This is a genomic window from Microbacterium sp. MDV22-iso44, from assembly GCF_058629135.1.
The window spans coordinates 1,211,569-1,230,542 of record NZ_JBZVWS010000001.1 but is presented as its reverse complement, the minus strand read 5'-3'; the positions used below and the strand labels follow the sequence as shown (position 1 = coordinate 1,230,542).

General features: G+C 69.5%; 18 protein-coding genes and 1 riboswitch. Of the genes, 3 read left to right on the top strand and 15 right to left on the bottom strand.

The genetic code is table 11. The annotated features are described in order from the left end of the window. Positions 1-49: 49 nt before the first annotated feature. From AC4NN1_RS06050 to AC4NN1_RS06020, 7 genes are all read right to left on the bottom strand, one after another. Complete coding sequence (locus AC4NN1_RS06050; RefSeq protein ID WP_491954800.1) at positions 50-1,498, bottom strand: MFS transporter; 1,449 nt, start codon at positions 1,496-1,498, stop codon at positions 50-52. A gap of 169 nt (positions 1,499-1,667) precedes the next feature. Beyond that, complete coding sequence (locus AC4NN1_RS06045; protein ID WP_491954799.1) at positions 1,668-2,018, bottom strand: Fe-S protein; 351 nt, start codon at positions 2,016-2,018, stop codon at positions 1,668-1,670. 51 nt (positions 2,019-2,069) lie between these two features. Continuing rightward, positions 2,070-2,543 carry a 6,7-dimethyl-8-ribityllumazine synthase gene (gene ribH, locus AC4NN1_RS06040; protein ID WP_491954798.1) on the bottom strand — a complete coding sequence of 158 codons (474 nt, stop codon included), beginning with the start codon at positions 2,541-2,543 and terminating at the stop codon, positions 2,070-2,072. After that, complete coding sequence (gene ribA / locus AC4NN1_RS06035) at positions 2,540-3,820, bottom strand: GTP cyclohydrolase II (protein WP_116228573.1); 1,281 nt, start codon at positions 3,818-3,820, stop codon at positions 2,540-2,542. Before ribA ends, ribH begins: the two co-directional genes overlap by 4 nt. Next, positions 3,817-4,464, bottom strand: coding sequence for a riboflavin synthase (locus AC4NN1_RS06030; RefSeq protein WP_491954797.1), 648 nt, complete (start codon positions 4,462-4,464; stop codon positions 3,817-3,819). Before AC4NN1_RS06030 ends, ribA begins: the two co-directional genes overlap by 4 nt. Next, the gene (gene ribD / locus AC4NN1_RS06025) at positions 4,464-5,483 is read right to left on the bottom strand and encodes a bifunctional diaminohydroxyphosphoribosylaminopyrimidine deaminase/5-amino-6-(5-phosphoribosylamino)uracil reductase RibD (RefSeq protein ID WP_020096711.1); all 1,020 of its coding nucleotides are present in this window, start codon (positions 5,481-5,483) and stop codon (positions 4,464-4,466) included. Before ribD ends, AC4NN1_RS06030 begins: the two co-directional genes overlap by 1 nt. Before the next feature lie 66 nt (positions 5,484-5,549). Continuing rightward, positions 5,550-5,688: riboswitch (FMN riboswitch) on the bottom strand. Between the two features lie 70 nt (positions 5,689-5,758). Continuing rightward, positions 5,759-6,718: a sugar-binding transcriptional regulator gene (locus tag AC4NN1_RS06020; RefSeq protein WP_491954796.1), complete on the bottom strand. Its 960-nt coding sequence runs from the start codon at positions 6,716-6,718 to the stop codon at positions 5,759-5,761. A 132-nt stretch (positions 6,719-6,850) separates the two neighbouring features. On the opposite strand from AC4NN1_RS06020, the gene AC4NN1_RS06015 reads away from it, so the two are divergent. Together AC4NN1_RS06015 and glpK are read left to right on the top strand one after the other, a co-directional pair. Then, positions 6,851-8,548, top strand: coding sequence for a glycerol-3-phosphate dehydrogenase/oxidase (locus tag AC4NN1_RS06015; RefSeq protein WP_491954795.1), 1,698 nt, complete (start codon positions 6,851-6,853; stop codon positions 8,546-8,548). A gap of 52 nt (positions 8,549-8,600) precedes the next feature. After that, a complete protein-coding gene (glpK, locus tag AC4NN1_RS06010; RefSeq protein ID WP_028497335.1) occupies positions 8,601-10,133 on the top strand; it encodes a glycerol kinase GlpK in 1,533 nt (510 codons plus the stop codon). Position 10,134: 1 nt separating this feature from the next. Here glpK and AC4NN1_RS06005 read toward each other — a convergent pair whose 3' ends face one another. Both AC4NN1_RS06005 and AC4NN1_RS06000 read right to left on the bottom strand, forming a co-directional pair. Then, positions 10,135-10,998 carry an Fpg/Nei family DNA glycosylase gene (locus AC4NN1_RS06005; protein ID WP_018188794.1) on the bottom strand — a complete coding sequence of 288 codons (864 nt, stop codon included), beginning with the start codon at positions 10,996-10,998 and terminating at the stop codon, positions 10,135-10,137. A gap of 59 nt (positions 10,999-11,057) precedes the next feature. Then, entirely contained in the window at positions 11,058-11,615 is a 558-nt protein-coding gene (locus tag AC4NN1_RS06000; RefSeq protein ID WP_491954794.1) for a GNAT family N-acetyltransferase, read from the bottom strand. A 338-nt stretch (positions 11,616-11,953) separates the two neighbouring features. Between AC4NN1_RS06000 and AC4NN1_RS05995 the strand changes: the two genes are divergently transcribed. Then, the gene (locus tag AC4NN1_RS05995; protein ID WP_491954793.1) at positions 11,954-12,682 is read left to right on the top strand and encodes an endonuclease domain-containing protein; all 729 of its coding nucleotides are present in this window, start codon (positions 11,954-11,956) and stop codon (positions 12,680-12,682) included. Positions 12,683-12,805: 123 nt separating this feature from the next. Here the strand turns inward: AC4NN1_RS05995 and AC4NN1_RS05990 are convergent, their stop codons facing one another. Genes AC4NN1_RS05990 through sdhA form a run of 6 tightly spaced genes read right to left on the bottom strand, consistent with a single transcriptional unit; the run spans position 12,806 to position 18,932 of the window. Next, positions 12,806-13,261, bottom strand: a complete 456-nt coding sequence (locus tag AC4NN1_RS05990; protein ID WP_020096716.1) for a hypothetical protein — start codon at positions 13,259-13,261, stop codon at positions 12,806-12,808. Continuing rightward, positions 13,254-14,258: a tryptophan--tRNA ligase gene (gene trpS, locus AC4NN1_RS05985; RefSeq protein ID WP_491954792.1), complete on the bottom strand. Its 1,005-nt coding sequence runs from the start codon at positions 14,256-14,258 to the stop codon at positions 13,254-13,256. Before trpS ends, AC4NN1_RS05990 begins: the two co-directional genes overlap by 8 nt. 47 nt (positions 14,259-14,305) lie before the next feature. After that, on the bottom strand, positions 14,306-15,175 hold the full coding sequence (locus AC4NN1_RS05980; RefSeq protein ID WP_491954791.1) for an exodeoxyribonuclease III: 870 nt from the start codon (positions 15,173-15,175) through the stop codon (positions 14,306-14,308). 4 nt (positions 15,176-15,179) lie between these two features. Next, positions 15,180-16,316, bottom strand: coding sequence for a YihY/virulence factor BrkB family protein (locus tag AC4NN1_RS05975; protein WP_363457895.1), 1,137 nt, complete (start codon positions 16,314-16,316; stop codon positions 15,180-15,182). A gap of 22 nt (positions 16,317-16,338) precedes the next feature. Further along, positions 16,339-17,106 carry a succinate dehydrogenase iron-sulfur subunit gene (locus AC4NN1_RS05970; protein ID WP_018188787.1) on the bottom strand — a complete coding sequence of 256 codons (768 nt, stop codon included), beginning with the start codon at positions 17,104-17,106 and terminating at the stop codon, positions 16,339-16,341. Beyond that, complete coding sequence (gene sdhA, locus AC4NN1_RS05965) at positions 17,106-18,932, bottom strand: succinate dehydrogenase flavoprotein subunit (RefSeq protein WP_018188786.1); 1,827 nt, start codon at positions 18,930-18,932, stop codon at positions 17,106-17,108. Before sdhA ends, AC4NN1_RS05970 begins: the two co-directional genes overlap by 1 nt. Positions 18,933-18,974 lie beyond the last annotated feature (42 nt).

The window sequence follows — 18,974 nt, the reverse complement described above, 5'->3', positions numbered from 1 at the left end:
CGGCCCTCCCGATGGGGTGGGCCGCGGCATCCGTCGGTTCAGCGTGAGGTCAGCGGGTGACGGCCTCGGCGTGTCCGATGTTGGTCTCGTACTCGACGTCCTTCGTCTCCTTCGACAGCCACAGGGCGATGAAGGTGAGGACCGCGGAGCCCGACAGGTAGACGCCGACGAGCCAGGGCGATCCGCCCGCGGCCGCCCACAGTGCGGTCGCGACGATCGGCGCGAGCGCGGCCCCGAGGATCGACGACACGTTGTACGAGATCGCCGACCCCGTGTAGCGGACGTTCGTCGGGAAGAGCTCGGGCAGCAGGGCCCCCATCGGGCCGAACGTCGCGCCCATGAGCATGAACCCGAGGATGAGGAACGCCTGCACGAGTGCACCGCTGAACTTCGGGTCGAGCTGGGGCAGCAGGAACACGTTGAACAGCAGGCCGAAGACGCCGATGAGTCCCGTGATCCACAGCAGCAGGCGACGACGTCCGATCGAGTCGGCGACGGGGCCGGACAGCAGTGTGAAGACGCCGAAGAAGATGACGCCGACGATCTGCATGATGACGAAGTCCGTGTACCCGAACCCGAGGCCGGGCACATAGGTGGCCGCGTCGAAGGGCGTCCCGGCGGCCTGGGCGGCCGCGGCGGCACCGTCGGTGGTGGCCTTGGTGCCGTACGCCAGGGTGAAGCTGGTCATCAGGTAGAAGAGCACGTAGGTCGCCAGCATGATGAACGTGCCGAGGATGAGCTGCTTCCAGTGGCGTCGGACGACTTCACCCAGCGGGAACTTGCGGATCGCCCCGGTCTTCTCGGCCTTCGCGAACGTCGCCGATTCGACGAGCTTCAGGCGCACGTAGAGACCGACGATGACCATGACCGCCGAGAACAGGAACGGCACGCGCCAGCCCCAGGCGAGGAACTCCTCGCTGCGCTGCGCGGGGCCATCGGGGTGGGGGAGCGCGAAATAGATCGCGAGGAAGACGGAGTTCGCGATGATGAACCCGATCGGAGCGCCCAGCTGGGGGAACGTGCCGTACCAGGCTCGCTTGCCCTTCGGCGCGTTCTCGGTCGCGACGAGCGCAGCACCAGACCACTCGCCGCCGAGGGCGAAGCCCTGCGCGAGTCGGAGGATGAGCAGCAGGATCGGGGCGACGACGCCGACCTGGCCGTACGTCGGCAGGAAGCCGATGAGGAACGTCGCGACGCCCATCGTCAGGAGCGATCCGACGAGCGTGGCCTTGCGACCGAACTTGTCGCCGAAGTGGCCGAAGATGACGGCGCCGACGGGGCGCGCGACCATGGCCGCGCCGAAGATGCTGAACGACAGCAGCAGGTTCGTGGTGTCGTTGCCGGCCGGGAAGAAGAGGATGGGGAAGACGAGGACGGCGGCGGTCGCGTAGACGTAGAAGTCGTAGAACTCGATCGTCGTGCCGATCAGGCTCGCCGTGATGACGCGGGAGCGCGGATTGGCGGGTGCGGCGGATGCCGCGGGTGCTGCGGATGACATGCGGGGGACCTTCGGAACGAAGCGGTGGGTCCTCATGGGACGTGTCGGCGGCGGATGCGCTCGCAGGGGTGACGCGAGGGCATCACAGCACTGGGATCACCGATGCGTCGACGGAGTGGTCGACGCAAACCTCCACCCTACTCCGGCGCATCGCGGCGGGAAGTCCCGGTCAGCGCCAGATGACGGCGAGCCCCGCGTTGAGGAGGGTCAGGATGCCGATGGGCCAGAAGATCCCGGCGGGGACGGAGCCCGACTTCCGCAGACGTCCCGCGCCCGCGCCGAGGAGCCCGCCGATGATCACCAGGATGACGAGCTTGATGCCGATCTTGGCGTAGTTGAGGTCGTGGTCGAGTCCCCAGGGCGCCGACAGTGCGAGGCCGGCCACGAGGGCGATGCCGAGTCCCCAGTGCATGATGCGGGTCACGCGGCGCTGACCGACGAGTTCGACCACCCACGCACCGAAGAGCGTCGCGAATCCGACGAGGTGGATGAGAACGACGATGCTGCGCAGGGTCTCCATTCCCTCAGGCTACCTGAAGGTGGAGATCCCGCGCAGCATCGGCTCGAGCTCTCAGACGCGGAGGTCGCGGAGGACGAGCGCGGTGCGGATCGCGGCATCCGCTGCTTCCGCACCCTTGTCCTCCTTCGAGCCCTCCAGGCCCGCCCGGTCGAGTCCCTGCTGCTCGTCGTCCAGCGTCAGGACGCCGAAGCCGACGGGCTTGCCGGTGTCGAGCGCGACGCGGGTGAGGCCGTCGGTCGCAGCGGCCGAGACGAAGTCGAAGTGGGGGGTGCCGCCGCGGATGATCACGCCGAGGGCGACGACCGCGTCGGCGCCCGCGTCGAGTGCCGCCTTGGCGGCGACCGGCAGCTCGAACGATCCCGGGACGCGGACGAGTCGCCACGAGGCGCCCGACGCGTCGAGGATGCGCTTCGCGCCGGCGATCAACCCATCGGTGATGACATCGTGCCACTGGCCGGCGATGACGACCACCGACATCCCGTTCGCGTCGACCGCTTCGGTCTGGGGTGCTCCGTGTCCGCTCATGCCTTGTGCTCCTCACTGTGCGCGAGAGCCTCGCGCAGCTCGTCGGCGTCGATGATGTGGCCCATACGGTCGGCCTTCGTCGCCAGGTACTGGTGGTTGTTGGCGCCGACTCCGACGAGCAGGGGGACCTGATCGACGATCGTCAGGCCGAGTGCGCGCAGCTGCGCGACCTTGTCGGTGTTGTTGGTCAGCAGGCGGATCTGCTTGACGCCGAGGTCGGTGAGGATGCCGGCGGCCGCCGCGTAGTCGCGAGCGTCGGCCGGCAGCCCGAGTGCGAGGTTCGCGTCGACCGTGTCGAGGCCGCGCTCCTGCAGGCTGTAGGCCCGCAGCTTGTTGATGAGACCGATGCCGCGACCCTCATGGCCGCGCATGTAGATGACGACGCCGCCGTCCTGCTCGATGGCGTCCAGGGCGGCCTCGAGCTGCGGACCGCACTCGCACTTCAGCGAGCCGAAGGCCTCACCGGTCAGGCACTCCGAGTGGACCCGTACGAGCGGCGCCTCCTCGGTGAGTTCGCCGGAGACGACGGCGATGTGGTCGGTGCCGGTGATGCGGTCCTTGTACGCGAGGAAGCGGAACTCCCCGTGCGAGGTCGGGACCTTCGCCTCCGCGCGCAGGCTCACGCGACGCTTGCCGATGTGGTCGGTGTGTGCGGCGGCGCTGTCGCCGTCGGCTGCGCTCACGTGCGCGATGAGCTGTTCGATCGTGATGACGGGGATGCCTTCGCGCTCGCCCATCTCCAGCAGGCCCGGCATCCGCATCATGCTGCCGTCGTCAGCGACCACTTCGCCGATGACGGCGACGGGCTGGAGGCCGGCGAGCTGCATGAGCTCGACCGCGGCTTCGGTGTGCCCGGCGCGCTCGCGCACGCCGCCGTCGACGGCGCGGAGCGGGAGCACGTGGCCGGGGCGGATGAGGGAGGCGGGGACCGACGTCGGGTCCGCGAGGACGTTGGCCGTCCGGGCGCGGTCCGACGCGCTGATGCCGGTCGTGACGCCGTCGGCGGCGTCGACGCTCACGGTGTACGCGGTGCTGCGGGCGTCCTGGTTGACCTCGACCATCGGCGGCAGGTCGAGCCGGTCGGCCCAGTCCGCCGGCATCGGCGCGCAGAGGAAGCCGCTGGACCACCGGATGGTCCAGGCGAGCCACTCCGGCGAGGCCAGCTCGGCGGAGATGATGATGTCGCCCTCGTTCTCGCGGCTCTCGTCGTCGGCGACCAGGATCGGTCGGCCTTCTTTGAGGGCTGCCAGGGCGTCGGGGATGGACGAAAGGCTCATCGGGAGCCTCCTTCTTCTGTGGACGGGATGCCGTCGGGTGAGGCGAATCGGAGCAGACGCTGCACGTGCCGCGCCAGGATGTCGGTTTCGAGGTTGACCCGGTCGCCGGGCGTCATCGCGCCGAGAGTGGTCACCTCGAGGGTTTCGGGGATGAGGGAGATCTCGAACCACTGCGACGACGCGTCGGCGTCCGACACGTCCGAGACGGTGAGCGAGACGCCCTGCACGGTGATCGATCCCTTGTCGACGACGAGGGGGGCGAGGTCTGCGGGCAGCGAGACGCGGATGACGCGCCACTGCTCGCCGGGGCGCACCTCGAGCACCTCGCCGGTGCCGTCGACGTGCCCCTGCACGATGTGACCGCCGAGCCGGGTGTGCGCGGCCAGGGCGCGCTCGACGTTGACGGGGGAGCCGACGGCGAGCGTGCCGAGCGTCGACATGTCGAGCGTCTGCTTCATGACGTCGGCGGTGAACCCCTCCGGCGTCTGGTCGGTGACCGTGAGGCAGACCCCGCTGATGGAGATCGAGTCGCCGCGCTGCGCGTCCGAGACCGCGAGCGGTGCGCGGACCGCGAGGCGCACGCCGTCGCCGGACGGATCGATGGCGGTGATGACGCCCTGCTCTTCGATGATGCCCGTGAACATCAGCCCTCCTTGGGGGTCAAGGTGACGAGGATGTCGTCACCGAGTCTGTCGAGACCGAGGATCTCGAGTCGGCGCTGCTCTGCGATCGTCGTGACTCCGATGTCGCCGACCGCGACGCGGTCTCCGCCGATCAGGGTCGGCGCGACGTACACGAGGAGCTCGTCGACCAGTCCCTGGCGCAGGAACGACGCCGCGAGCGTCGGGCCGCCCTCGAGGAACACGCGGTGAGCGCCGAGTTCGCGGAGCCTGTCGAGCAGGTCGCGGAGATCCTCGCCCTCGTCCTGCATGAACGGCCGCGGGTGGCGCCGGAGTGCGGCCTCCTGGGGCACCGCGCGGATTCCGACGACGACCGGCCGCGGCTGGTCCTCGTAGAGCGATCCGTCCGCGGTGCGTGCCGTGAGCGCGGGGTCGTCGGCGAGGACGGTGCCGGTGCCGACGACGATCGCGTCCGCCCGTGAGCGGCGGCGGTGCACGTCCGCGCGTGCGTCCGGTCCCGTGATCCACTGGCTGGTGCCGTCGGATGCCGCGGCCCGACCGTCGAGCGACTGCGCCCACTTGACGGTGACATGCGGTCGCCCCAGGCGCTGCACGGTCAGCCACGACGAGATGAGGTCTTCGCCCTCCTCGCGGAGCACGCCCCCCTCGACGTCGACACCGGCGGCGCGCAAGCGCTCTGCGCCTCCGGACGAGACGGCACCCGGGTCCTCGGCCGAGTAGACGACGCGTGCGACCCCGGCCTCGATGAGGGCGACGGCGCACGGGCCGGTGCGGCCGGTGTGGTTGCAGGGCTCGAGGGTCACGACGGCGGTGGCGCCGCGCGCGGCATCCGGCCCCAGTTTCGACAGCGCGTCGATCTCGGCGTGCGGGGTGCCGGCGCCGTGGTGCCAGCCCTCGGCGAGCACGGCGCCCTCGGGCGAGAGGATGACGGCCCCGACCTGCGGGTTCAGGCCGCGAGGCCCGTTCGTCGCGAGCGCGAACGCGTGACGGAGCGCGCTGCGCTCCGCGTCGGTGACACTCATCCGGATCCTCACGATGGGGTTCTCCGGGGCGCGGGCGCGACAGGTGGATACGGCGTCGCCGCATCCACCGTGCTTCCTCCCATCCGGACTAGCGACTCTCGTCGCATCACCGTCGGTTCCGGATTTCCACCGGATCAGCAGGACCTGGGTCCCGCTCGCGGACTGTCACCGCCGGTTCGGATTCCCACCGACCCCGGAGCACGTTTCTTGCTCTTGCAGTGTAATCAACCGCTCTTCGCCGGTTTCATTCCCGCGTCATCTCTTGACTTCCGAGGTCATTCGGTCAGCGCGCGGGCGGTCGCCTCATCGACGACCAGCTCGGTGACGAGGCGGGCGGCGAGCGCCCCGCGCAGACTGTCGCGTTTGTCGACGCCCGAGACGACGCAGACGCGACTCGGCACGCGGCGGAGCACGTCGAACCGCGGGCCCGTCGCGCGGTCGTTGAGCTCGATCCCGCGCGTGGAGCCGTCGAGCCGGTAGAACACCGTCGCGACGTCGCCGACCACCCCCTCGCCGTCGAGCGCGGCGAGTTCTTCGGGTTCGAGATAGCCGCCGGAGTAGACGTGGCTGGGGACGCGCGAGTCGGCGGCGCCGACGCTGAAGACGACGAGGTCCATCGCCGCCTGGATGGCGAGGATGCGAGTGGTGCTGCGCTCCCGCCACATCGCGTGCTTCGTGCGCGGGTCGTCGAAGAACGCCGGCACCGGGAACTGCTGCGCGTTTCCGCCGTAGGCCTCGGCGAAGCGGCTGAGGATGTCGCTGGCGTACAGCAGGCCCGTCGTCCGCGTGTTCCCCGAGCCGTTCAGCTGCACGAACGTCGTGCCGTGCACGGACTTCGGGACGAGGCGCCGGCTGACCGCCGCCGTCGTCGACCCCCAGGCGATCCCCACGGTGGTGTCCGCGACGATGAGGTCGCCGAGCAGGTGGGCGGCAGCCGTCGCGACGCGCTCGAGTCGCTCCACGTCGCTGGCGTCGTCGGGCACCGGAACGACATGCGCGGTGATGCCGTAGCGGTCCGCGAGGTTCTGCTCGAGCAGCTGCGGCGCGGCGAAGGGGGAGCGGATGCGGATGTCCACGATCCCGGTCGCGCGGGCACGCGACAGCAGGCGCGACACGGTCGATCGGGAGGTCCCGAGTTCGCGCGCGATGGCTTCCATCGTGCGGTCCTGGACGTAGTACAGGTGCGCGGCCGTGAGGGCGCGACGGATGTCGTCGGGATCGAGCGTCTCTTCCACGGATGACAGTGTGCACGTATGTGCATGGCGACTGCAATCCCGTCCACGAATGTCATCATTGGTCCCATCAGCCACTGCGGTGGCGGTCTGAGGCGACCGGGTCGACACCCGGCAGAAGTGGGAGTGTGTGACGTGGACGCGGACATCCGATCGACGACAGCGGCGCTGCGGGAGCGGCCCCAGGCGGACGTGCTCATCATCGGCGGCGGCATCAACGGCGTCGCGACCTTCCGCGACCTGGCCCTCCAGGGCATCGACGTCGCCCTGGTCGAGAAGAGCGACTTCCTCTCCGGAGCGTCGGCCGCGTCGAGCCACATGATCCACGGCGGCATCCGCTATCTCGAGAACGGCGAGCTCCGACTCGTCCACGAAGCCGTCACCGAGCGCAACGACCTGCTCACGACGGCGGCTCACTACGTCCGACCGCTCCGCACCACCGTGCCGATCTTCTCGACCTTCTCGGGCCTCCTGTCGGCACCGCTCCGCATGGTGCTGCATCGCAAGACGGCCTCGACCGAACGCGGCGCCCTCCTCATCAAGGTGGGGCTCATCATCTACGACTCGTTCTCGCGCGGCGGCGGCAAGGTCCCCCGCCACACGTTCCACGGTCGCCGCCGGTCGCTCCGCGCCCTGCCCGACCTCAACCCCGACGTCAAGTACACCGCCACGTACTGGGATGCCTCGCTCCGCGACCCCGAGCGCCTCGGTCTCGATCTCGTCCGGGACGGCATCGCCGTCGGCGGCAGCCGCGCTCGCGCCGCGAACTACGTCTCGGCCGCGGGCGTCCAGGATGGCAAGGTCGTGCTCCGCGACGAGGAGAGCGGCGAGGAGTTCCCGTTCGCGGCATCCGTCGTCCTCAACGCGGCGGGGCCGTGGACCGACCTCGCCAACCGCGCGCTCGGCGACGCCACCCGCTACATGGGCGGCACCAAGGGGTCGCACATCGTCCTCGACCACCCCGAGCTCATGCAGGCCACCGGAGGACGCGAGCTGTTCTTCGAGCACTCCGACGGACGCATCGTCCTCATCTACCCCCTCAACGGTCGAGTCCTGGTCGGAACGAGCGACCTCGAGCACGACATGTCCGAGCCGGCTGTCTGCACCGAGGAGGAGGTCGACTACTTCCTCGACCTCATCGGTCACGTCTTCCCGACGATCCCCGTCGACCGCTCGCAGATCGTCCACCGCTACTCGGGTGTCCGTCCCCTCCCCGGCCACGGCGACATGGCCGCGGGCTTCGTCTCGCGCGACTACCGCATCGAAGAGGCGATCCTCCCCGGGTCGGACCGCGTGCCGGTGCTCAGCCTGGTCGGCGGCAAGTGGACCACGTTCCGCGCCGTCGCCGCGCGACTGACCGACGAGCTGATGACCCGGATCGGCCGCGAGCGTGTCCGCTCCACGAAGGGTCTGCCGATCGGCGGCGCCGTCGGGTTCCCCCGCACCGACGCCGACCGCGACGAATGGGTGCACCAGCACCTCTCGGACTTCGGACTCGAGCGCGGTACGCGTCTGCTGCACCGCTACGGCACGCACGCGCTGGCCGTCGCCACCGCGCTCCGCCAGGACGACGACGACGCGCCCCTGTCGACGCTGCCGCGATTCAGCTCGGGAGAGTTCCGTTACATGGCGACCAGCGAGTCGGTCGTGCACCTCGACGACATCTTCCTGCGCCGCACGAACATCGGCTTCCGCGGTGAGGCGACCCGCGAGGTCGTCGAAGAGGTGGCCTACGCCGTCTCGGATGTGATGGGCTGGGATGCCGCGACCCGCCGCTCGGAGATCGACCGGACGCTCGCCGCGGTGCACGCCGCCGATCCCGTCGCTGTCTGACGCCGGCATCCGCGTCGCGATCAGCGACGAGCACTCGAAGAGGAGACGAGACGTGGCCGAACACGTGATCGCCATCGACCAGGGAACCACCTCGACACGCGCGATCGTGTTCGACGGCGAAGGGGCGCTCGTCGCCACCGCGCAGCGGGAGCACGAGCAGATCTTCCCGCGGGCCGGGCGGGTCGAGCACGACCCCGTGGAGATCTGGACGAACACGGAATGGGTGCTCGCCCGCGTCCTCAACCAGGTGGGGCTGGCGCCGTCGGACGTCGCCGCCATCGGCGTGACCAACCAGCGCGAGACCGCGATCGTCTGGGACCGCCGCACCGGCCGGCCGATCCACAATGCGATCGTCTGGCAGGACACCCGCACGCAGCCCGCGATCGACCGGCTGATCGAGACGCACGGCGTCGACGCCTTCGCCGACGTGACGGGGCTGCCGCTCGCGTCGTACTTCTCGGCGTCGAAGATCGCGTGGATCCTCGACAACGTCGACGGGGCGCGCGACGCGGCGCGGAACGGCGACCTGATGTTCGGCACGCCGGACACGTGGATCGTCTGGAACCTCACGGGTGGCAGCGACGGCGGCATCCACATCACGGACGTCACCAACGCGAGCCGCACGCTGCTGATGGATCTCAAGACCCTCGACTGGTCGGACGAGATGCTCGAGATCTGGGACATCCCGCGCGCGATGCTGCCCGAGATCCGCTCCTCCTCGGAGGTCTACGGCGAGGTCGCGCAGCCGCGGGTTGCGCGCGGCATCCGGATCGCCGGCATCCTCGGGGACCAGCAGGCCGCCACCTTCGGGCAGGCCGCCTTCGACGCCGGGCAGTCCAAGAACACGTACGGGACCGGCAACTTCCTGCTCGTCGGGACCGGCACCGAGCTCGTCCGCTCCGAGGCGGGTCTCATCACGACGGTCGCCTACCGCATCGGCGACGAGCCCGCCCACTACGCGCTCGAAGGTTCCATCGCCGTCACCGGCTCGCTCGTGCAGTGGCTGCGCGACAACCTCGGGATCATCTCCGATTCGGGCGAGGTCGAGCGGCTCGCCCGCAGCGTCGAGGACAACGGCGGCGCCTACTTCGTGCCCGCCTTCTCGGGACTGTTCGCCCCGTACTGGCGACCCGACGCGCGCGGCGCCCTCGTCGGCCTCACCCGCTACGTCACCAAGGCGCACATCGCCCGCGCCGCCCTCGAGGCGACCGCGTTCCAGACGCGCGACGTGATCGCCGCCGTCATCTCCGACACCGGCCGCGACCTCGACGAGCTCCGCGTCGACGGCGGGATGACCCGCAACGACACGCTCATGCAGTTCCAGGCCGACATCCTCGGCATCCCCGTCATCCGCCCCAAGGTCGTCGAGACGACTGCGCTCGGAGCCGCCTACGCGGCCGGTCTCGCCGTCGGCGTGTGGTCCGACAAGGACGCGCTCCGCGGGTACTGGCAGGAGGACCGCCGGTTCGAGCCGCAGATGGACCCCGACGAGCGCGACCGCCGATGCCGGCTGTGGGAGAAGGCCGTCTCGAAGTCGATGGGCTGGGTCGACGACGACGCCCGGGTCCTCGCCGGAACCGTCTGACCTACTTCAGGAGCCTCGACAGGCGGCGGTCCGCGAGGATCTTGCCGCCCGTCTGGCACGTGGGGCAGTACTCGAGGCTGTTGTCGGCGAAGAACACCGATCGCACCTCATCGCCGCACACCGGGCACGCCTCGCCGCGTCGGCCGTGGACGGCCATCCCGCGGCGCTTGGCGTCCTTGAGGTCGGCCGGAGGTTTGCCGGATGCCGCGGCCACCGCCTCGGCGAGGGTCTGCCGCAACGCAGCATAGAGCCTGTCGATCTCGGCATCCGTCAGCCCCGCAGCCAATGCGTACGGCGACATCTTCGCGGCGTGGAGGATCTCGTCGGAATAGGCGTTGCCGATCCCCGCGACGATCGACTGGTCCCGGAGGACCCCCTTGATCTGCGTGCGGCGCCCCGCCAGGAGCTCCGCGAGCGTGTCGCGCGTGAACGCGGCGTCGAGGGGATCCGGGCCGAGGCGCGCGATGCCGGGCACGTCGGCGGGGGAGCGGGCGGCGTAGTAGGCCAGGGACTTCTTGGTGCCGGCCTCGGTCAGGTCGAACCCGGAGCCGTCGTCGAAGCCGACTCGCAGGGCGATCGGGGTCTTCCCCGGCCGGATGACCGTGGCCGGCAGCTGGTCGTACCAGCGCAGCCAGCCGGCCTTGGCGAGGTGGAAGACGAGGTGGGCACCGGCATCCGTCTGCAGGTCGACGAACTTGCCGTGACGCTCCGCACCGGTGACGGTCGCGCCGGTGATCGCGTCGATCGGCGGGTCGTACGTCTTCAGGGCGGCGATGTTCGCGACCGACACCTTCGTGACGGTCAGTCCCGTCGCACGCTCGCGGAGGAAGTCGACCAGTCCCTGCACCTCGGGCATCTCAGGCATGGGGTCATCCTGTCATCCGGCGGCGACGGCGGTCAGGGGGTTGTCACGGGACCGGCTTGTCAGAGCACCGGCCACGTCTGCGGCGAGCGGTCGTCCGCGCCCAGGAGCGCGGCGATCCAGCCGTCGTGACGGCCGCGCGGATCGCTGAGCCCCTGGCGCAGGAGGCCCTCGTACCGGAACCCGAGTTTCTGCGCGACCCGCGCCGACGCGTGGTTGCCGACGACGGCGCGCCATTGGATCCGGGTGAGAGCGAGGGGCTCCGCGAACCCGAAGTCCACGACGGCGGTGGCCGCCTCGGTGAGGTAGCCGTGGCCGCGGGCCGCGGCATCCATCCAGAACCCGATCTCTGCCGAGCCCTGCTTCTCGACGCGGTGGAGGCCGACCATGCCGATCCAGCGGTCCTCGCGGCGGACGCCCCAGGTGAGCTCGCTCTCGTCGCCCCACCATCCGGTCGCCTTGGCGACGAATTCCTCCGCGTGCCGCCGGTCGTACGGCGACGGAAGCGTCGTCCACCGGGGCACCTCGGGATCCTGCGCCGCCGCCGTGATCGCGTCGACGTCGGCCGCCGTCGGGACGGACAGCTCGAGCCGCTCGGTCCGCAGAGTCACCGGTTCCATGCCCCGACCCTAGCGGCGGCCGCGTGTGCCGTATTCAGTCTCGGCACTCGGACGCGCGAGCACCCCTCGCGCGACTCGGCGGTGCGAGCGCCTCGCGTCGACGCCCGAGACTGAATACTGAACGACGACAACTTCACCGTCGTCTCCAGATTCTGGGCAAAGGCCGCATCGTCCACAGGTGGCGCTGTCGCTGTCGTCAGTCGGGGCGGCAGGCCCACAGTGGCGGGATGTTCGAGGTATGGACGAGAGCTGAGCTCGTGTCGAGCGGTGCGTCAGCGCGACAGATCACTGATGCTGTCCGCGACGGGCGGTTGATCCGAGCGCGCAAGGGGCACTACGTGTCGGGCGACGCACCTCCGGCGCTCGTCACGGCGGCACGAGTCGGTGGGCGACTCGGTTGCATTTCCCTGCTGGCCGCCCTCGGCGTGTTCACCTTTGACGACGCGAAGGTCCATATCCACATGGAACGAGACGACAGCAGGATGCGGGGATCGACGGGCCCCATCCTCGCGCCTGTCGGTGACCGCGATGGGGTGAGCCTGCACTGGCGGAGATGGCTGGAGGCACCGGGCTCGGGGGCAGTTCACATCTACGACGCGCTTCTCGACGCCGTTCGGTGTCAGGACGCACGACACGCCATCGCCACACTCGACAGCGCCGCGCACGTCGGGCTGATCACTCTCGCAGAGATCCGAGACCTGTTCGGAGTGCTACCCCGTCGCTATCGTGCGCTGGCGCCTCTCCTGGACGGACGCGCGGAGTCCGGTCCCGAGACTCTGGTCCGACTGATGGTGAGGAGCCTTGGGCATTCCGTCGAACTCCAGGTCACCCTTGAAGGCGTGGGGCGCGTCGACCTGCTGGTCGACGGGTGGTTGGTGATCGAGTGCGACAGTCGACAGTTCCACTCCTCATGGGATCAGCAGCGGACCGACTACCGCCGCGACCGCGCGCTGGCTGCACTCGGGTACAGCGTTCTTCGCCTCATGGCGGAGGACATCCTCTATCGCCCGGACCTCGTCGTTGCTGCGCTCCGAGGGCTCCTGGACTCGCATCGTTCTGGCCACTGAGCAATCCTGCAGAACCGAATTCAGTCCCGAAGGATGCGACAACGGGACGGCGGAGCGTGGTTCTGCGGGGTGCTCAGGGCCGGATGCGTCCGCAGACTGAATACGGAACGCGTAGCAGCGGGCTCAGCCCTCGGGGTGCTGCTGGATCCAGACGGCCATGGCGGCGAGGTTGGCCAGCGGGGCCATCGCGCCGGTCACCGGCGCGTCGAACACGATGGACTCCACGCCGACCTCGGCGTAGGAGGCGACCCAGCCCGCGGCATCCGGCATCGGAACCGCGAGCAGCCGGTCGACCTCCCCGGGCGGGATGCCGAACCCCGCCGCCGCCTCTGCGGCACGCTCCGGCGTCGAGAAGGCGAAGATCGCCGGGCCCTGCTCGGTGGTGGCGGCGAAGGGGGAGGGCTGCTCATCGGTTCCGCGCGCGATGAAGATCCACCGCTCGAGGGCGAAGACGGCGCGCCAGAGGCGCTCCTGCGCGTCGCGGTCGTCGGGGGCGGCCATCGACACCGCAGCGGCCGCGTCGATCGCCGCGACGGTCTCGGGGGCGGGCCCGAGCTCGGGAGTCGGCTGATCAGGCACGACGCAGCAGCCCCAGCTTGTAGTAGACGTCGCCCAGGGTGCGGTCGGCGACCTCCTCGGCGCGGGCGGCGTTCGTCGCGAGCACCCGGTCGAGCTCGGCCGGGTCGTCGAGCAGCTCGAGCGTGCGCTCGCGCACGGGACCGAACTCCGAGACGACGACCTCGGCGAGCCCCTTCTTGAAGTCGCCGTAGCCGCGACCTGCGTACTCGTCCTCGATCGAGGGGACCTGCCGACCGGTGAGGGCGGCGTAGATCACGAGGAGGTTCGAGACGCCGGGCTTGTTCTCCGAGTCGTAGCGGACGACGCCCTCCGAGTCGGTGACGGCCCGCATGATCTTCTTCGCCGACTTCGCCGGATCGTCGAGAAGCCACAGGACACCGGCATCCGACTCGGCGGACTTCGACATCTTCGACGTCGGGTTCTGCAGGTCGTAGATCCGCGCCGTCTCCTTCTGGATGACGGGCTTCGGCACGACGAACGTCTGACCGTGGCGGCTGTTGAAGCGCTCGGCGAGGTCGCGGGTCAGCTCTACGTGCTGCTTCTGGTCGTCGCCGACGGGGACGAGATCCGTCTGGTACAGCAGGATGTCGGCGGCCATGAGGATCGGGTACGTGAAGAGCCCGACGTTGGTGGCGTCGGTGCCGTAGCGCGCCGACTTGTCCTTGAACTGCGTCATCCGGCCGGCCTCGCCGAAGCCGGTGACCGTGGACAGCACCCAGGCGAGCTCGGCGTGCGCGCGCACGTGCGACTGCACGTACAGCGTCGACTTCGACGGCTCGATGCCGGCGGCGATGTACTGCGCGGCGGTGCGGCGGGTCTTCTCGCGCAGCTCCGCGGGATCGTTCGGCTGCGTGAGGGCGTGCAGGTCGACGACGGAGAAGAACGCGTCGTAGGACTCCTGCATGTCCCGCCACTGCAGGAGCGCCCCGATGTAGTTGCCGATCTGGAGGGAGTCGGCGGAGGGCTGCATTCCGGAGTACAGGCGGGGTTTGCTCACCCTACGATCCTAGGCGCGAACGGATGCCGCGCCCCCGCGTCCGTGCCTCAGCTGCCGAGCGTGTAGTCGGCCACGACGGGCGCGTGGTCGCTCCAGCGGGTGTCCCAGGACGGTGCCCGGACGACCCGGTAGTCGGTCGCCCGCGTCGCGAGCTCGGGGGTCGCGAGGTGGTAGTCGATCCGCCAGCCGGTGTCGTTGTCGAACGCCTTGCCGCGGTTCGACCACCACGTGTACGGCCCGTCGACCTCGCCGGCGAAGCTGCGCCCGACGTCGACCCAACCGAGTCCGGTGCCGCTCTCGCCGTCGACGGTCGCGACGGTCTCGCCCCCAGGCCCGGTGAAGCGGTCGAAGTACGCGCGCTCGCGCGGGAGGAAGCCGGCCTTCTTGACGTTGCCCTTCCAGTTGCGGATGTCGAACTCGCGGTGTCCGACGTTGAGGTCGCCGGTGATGAGCGCGAGGTCGCCGAGGTGCGGCATCCGCTCTTCCATCGCGTCGAGGAACGCGTACTTCGCGACCTGCTTCTCGGTGCCCGCCTCGCCCGTGAAGACGTAGGCGCTGACCACGGTGAGCAGCTCGCCGTCGACCTCGATGTCGGCTTCGACCCACCGGCCCTTCGAATCGAGCGTGTCGTCGCCGAGCTCGACGCGCCAGACGTCGAACGGCTCGCGGGTCGCGATCGCGACACCGGCGCGACCCTTCGCGAGGGCCTCGTCGTTCACCAGGTGCCATCCGGGAAGGGCGGCGGCGAGATCGGATGCCTCGGCCCGCACCTCCTGCAGGGTCAGGACGTCGACCCCCGCGGTCTCGAGCCAGTCGTGCATCCCCTTCCGGGCAGCGGCGCGGATGCCGTTGACGTTGACAGAGGCGATGCGGAGTGTTCGTGGCACGCCTTCCAGCGTATCCAGGGCGGCGGACATCGACTCACCGCCGGGTGCGTTCCCAGAGGTCCTCGGCGTGCCGCAGATCACGCCGTGCGCCGGGCTTCCGCCACCACGAGGCGTCCGCGAGCGCTTGCCGCGCCTCGCGGACACCGGCTTCGGCCACGACGCGGAGCGCGCGGCGCTCCTGCTCCCGTCGCTCCTCGGCGGTCATCTCCACGAGCGGGATGTCGGCGTCATCCGCGGCGACGGCGATCCAGGACGCGGCGACGAGGATCACGATCCCCGCGAGGCGGAGCCAGAGCAGCAGCCCGACGACGGTGAAGGTCGCCAGGAGCGGGTTGGTGGGGGAGTAGACCGCGAGGAATCCGGCGCCGAGCTGCAGGAGCGCCAGGGCACTCCCGCCGGCGGCGGCGCCCGGGATGATCGACCTCACCGGCAGCGAGGTCCCGGTGAGGAACCGGATGAGTCCGGTGAGAGCGGTGGTGTTCAGAAGGATGCTGACGATGACCGACGCGATGCGGCTCGACACGTCCACGGCGGTGGATTCGTACGGCACCTGGGCCCAGTCGAGCACGATCGCGACGACACCGCCCGCGACGAGTCCGAACACCGCGCCGAGGACCAGGGCGAGCCCGAACAGGAGGGCGGCGAGCAGGTCCCCGAGTTTGAGGAGCACGAAGCTCCTCGTGTCGAACGGCAGACCGAAGATGTCGCGCACCGCGCGCCGGGTGAAGGTGACGAATCCGATCGCCGTCCAGATCGCGACGGTGACGGCGATCGCACCCGTCACCGCGAGGAGGCTGCCGCTGTCGCGCGCGATACCCGCCACGTCGGCGGGATCGAGCGTTCCCCCGACCGCGATGAATCCGGGCAGGTAGGAGTTCACGACCGCGATGAGTCCGTCGATGGCGGTCTGCGAACCGCCCAGCCAGAGGCCGACCGCGGCGAACGCGGTGTACAGCGTCGCGAAGATCGCGAACAGGGACTGATAGCTGATGGATGCCGCGAGCAGGAACCCGTTCCGCCGCAGGAAGCGGCGCCACACCCGGACCGGGAACGAACCGATGGTCCGCTGCGTCAGCTCGGTGGCCCGTTCGATCGGCTGATCGAGGCGCTCGCGCAGACGAGACGCCTCCCACCGCTCGCGCAGGGGAGGCGTCGTGTCGTCCGAGGTCACGCCTCGAGGCTATCCGGCCGGATCAGCTGCGGAGGACCGCCTGCTTGACCTCGGCGATGGCCTTGGTGATCTCGATGCCGCGGGGGCACGCCTCGGTGCAGTTGAAGGTCGTGCGGCAGCGCCACACGCCTTCCTTGTCGTTGAGGATGTCGAGGCGCACGTCGCCCGCGTCGTCGCGCGAGTCGAAGATGAAGCGGTGCGCGTTGACGATCGCGGCGGGGCCGAAGTACTGACCGTCGGTCCAGAACACAGGGCAGGACGACGTGCACGCGGCGCAGAGGATGCACTTCGTGGTGTCGTCGTAGACGGCGCGGTCCTTGATCGACTGGATGCGCTCCTTGCCGGGCTCCGGCGCGCTGTTCGCCTGGAGGAAGGGCTGCACGTCGCGGAAGGACTCGAAGAACGGGTCCATGTCGACGATGAGGTCCTTCTCCAGCGGCAGTCCCTTGATCGCCTCGACGTAGATCGGCTTCGAGATGTCGAGGTCCTTGATCAGCGTCTTGCAGGCGAGGCGGTTGCGACCATTGATGCGCATGGCGTCCGAGCCGCAGATGCCGTGGGCGCACGAGCGGCGGAAGCTCAGCGTGCCGTCGACGTCCCACTTGATGCGGTGCAGTGCGTCCAGCACGCGGTCCGTCGGGTACATCTCCACGTCGTAGTCGACCCAGCGCGGCTCAGCGTCCACCTCGGGGTCGAAGCGCCGGATGATGAAGGTGACCAGGTACGACTGGATGCCGGAGTCGTTCGTCTCCTGCGTCTGCGCCGGGGCGCCGCTGTCGACGATCGTCATCAGTACTTCCTCTCCATCGGCGGGTAGTTGTACTCGCCCTGCTCGTTCTTGGTGAACACGACCGGCTTCCAATCCAGGCGGATGTGGTCCTCGGGGTTCGCGGAGTGCGGGTCGCCCGTGAGGTAGGCCATCGTGTGCTGCATGTATTCGTCGTCGTTGCGGTCGGGGTAGTCCTCGCGCATGTGACCGCCGCGGCTCTCCTTGCGGTTGCGCGCGGCGTAGGCGACGATCTCGGCGATGTCGAGGAGGAAGCCCAGCTCGACGGCCTCGAGGAGGTCGGTGTTGTAGCGCTTGCCCTTGTCGTCGACGTGGACGTTCTTGTACCGCTCGCGCAGGTCGTTGATCGTGCCCATGACGTTCGTGAGCGTCTCTTCGGTGCGGAAGACCTGGGCGTTGGCGTCCATCTCCTCCTGCAGCTTCTTGCGGAGCGTGGAGATGCGCTCGGTGCCCGCGTTGTTGCGCAGACCCTCGATCAGCTCGCGGACCTCCTTCGCGGGGTCCTCGGGGAGCGGCATGAACTCGGCGGTCTGGACGTACTCGACCGCGTTCTGGCCGGAGCGCTTCCCGAAGACGTTGATGTCCAGGAGCGAGTTCGTGCCGAGGCGGTTCGCGCCGTGCACCGACACGCACGCGCACTCGCCCGCGGCGTAGAGGCCGGGGACGACGGTGTCGTTGTCGGCCAGGACCTCGCCCTTGATGTTGGTCGGGATGCCGCCCATCGCGTAGTGCGCGGTCGGCATGACCGGCACCGGCTCGACGACCGGGTCGACGCCGAGGTAGGTACGGGCGAACTCGGTGATGTCGGGGAGCTTCGTCTCGAGCACTTCGGCGCCCAGGTGCGTGCAGTCGAGGTAGACGTAGTCCTTGTTCGGGCCGGCGCCGCGGCCTTCGAGGACCTCCTTGACCATGCACCGGGCGACGATGTCGCGGGGCGCGAGGTCCTTGATGGTGGGGGCGTAGCGCTCCATGAACCGCTCGCCCGAGGCGTTGCGGAGGATCGCGCCCTCGCCGCGGGCACCCTCGGTGAGAAGGATGCCGAGGCCCGCCAGACCTGTCGGGTGGAACTGGAAGAACTCGATGTCCTCGAGCGGCAGTCCCTTGCGCCAGACGATGCCGACGCCGTCACCGGTGAGGGTGTGGGCGTTCGAGGTCGTCTTGAAGATCTTGCCGAAGCCGCCGGTTGCGAAGATGACGGCCTTGGCGTGGAAGACGTGGAGGTCGCCGGTGGCGAGCTCGTACGCGACGACACCGGCGATGCCGGTGCGACCCAGGGCATCCTTCACCGTGATGAGGTCGAGGGCGTAGAACTCGTTGAAGAAGTTGATGCCGAGCTTCACGCAGTTTTGGAACAGCGTCTGGAGGATCATGTGACCCGTCCGGTCGGCGGCGTAGCAGGCGCGACGGACCGGGTTCTTGCCGTGCTCAGCGGTGTGCCCGCCGAAACGGCGCTGGTCGATCTTGCCGTCGGGCGTGCGGTTGAAGGGCAGGCCCATGTTCTCGAGGTCGATGACCGCGTCGATGGCTTCCTTCGCGAGGATCTCGGCTGCGTCCTGGTCGACGAGGTAGTCGCCGCCCTTGACGGTGTCGAAGGTGTGCCACTCCCAGGAGTCCTCTTCGACGTTGGCGAGCGCTGCCGCCATGCCGCCCTGTGCCGCGCCGGTGTGGCTGCGGGTCGGGTAGAGCTTGGTGATGACGGCCGTCTTCGCGCCGGGACCGGCCTCGATCGCGGCGCGCATGCCGGCGCCGCCGGCGCCCACGATGACGACGTCGAACTGGTGGTAGTGGACGCCGTCCTTGACGACGGAGTCCGCGGTCTGAGTGCTCACGTGACGAATGCCTCTGTTCTCTGCTTTGCGTGCCGGCGCGGC

Excerpts from the sequence above, each read along its gene's own strand:
- AC4NN1_RS06050 (WP_491954800.1), bottom strand. The coding sequence starts at position 1,498 with ATGTCATCCGCAGCACCCGCGGCATCCGCCGCACCCGCCAATCCGCGC.
- AC4NN1_RS06045 (WP_491954799.1), bottom strand. The coding sequence starts at position 2,018 with ATGGAGACCCTGCGCAGCATCGTCGTTCTCATCCACCTCGTCGGATTC.
- ribH (WP_491954798.1), bottom strand. The coding sequence starts at position 2,543 with ATGAGCGGACACGGAGCACCCCAGACCGAAGCGGTCGACGCGAACGGG.
- ribA (WP_116228573.1), bottom strand. The coding sequence starts at position 3,820 with ATGAGCCTTTCGTCCATCCCCGACGCCCTGGCAGCCCTCAAAGAAGGC.
- AC4NN1_RS06030 (WP_491954797.1), bottom strand. The coding sequence starts at position 4,464 with ATGTTCACGGGCATCATCGAAGAGCAGGGCGTCATCACCGCCATCGAT.
- ribD (WP_020096711.1), bottom strand. The coding sequence starts at position 5,483 with ATGAGTGTCACCGACGCGGAGCGCAGCGCGCTCCGTCACGCGTTCGCG.
- AC4NN1_RS06005 (WP_018188794.1), bottom strand. The coding sequence starts at position 10,998 with ATGCCTGAGATGCCCGAGGTGCAGGGACTGGTCGACTTCCTCCGCGAG.
- AC4NN1_RS06000 (WP_491954794.1), bottom strand. The coding sequence starts at position 11,615 with ATGGAACCGGTGACTCTGCGGACCGAGCGGCTCGAGCTGTCCGTCCCG.
- AC4NN1_RS05980 (WP_491954791.1), bottom strand. The coding sequence starts at position 15,175 with ATGTCCGCCGCCCTGGATACGCTGGAAGGCGTGCCACGAACACTCCGC.
- AC4NN1_RS05970 (WP_018188787.1), bottom strand. The coding sequence starts at position 17,106 with ATGACGATCGTCGACAGCGGCGCCCCGGCGCAGACGCAGGAGACGAAC.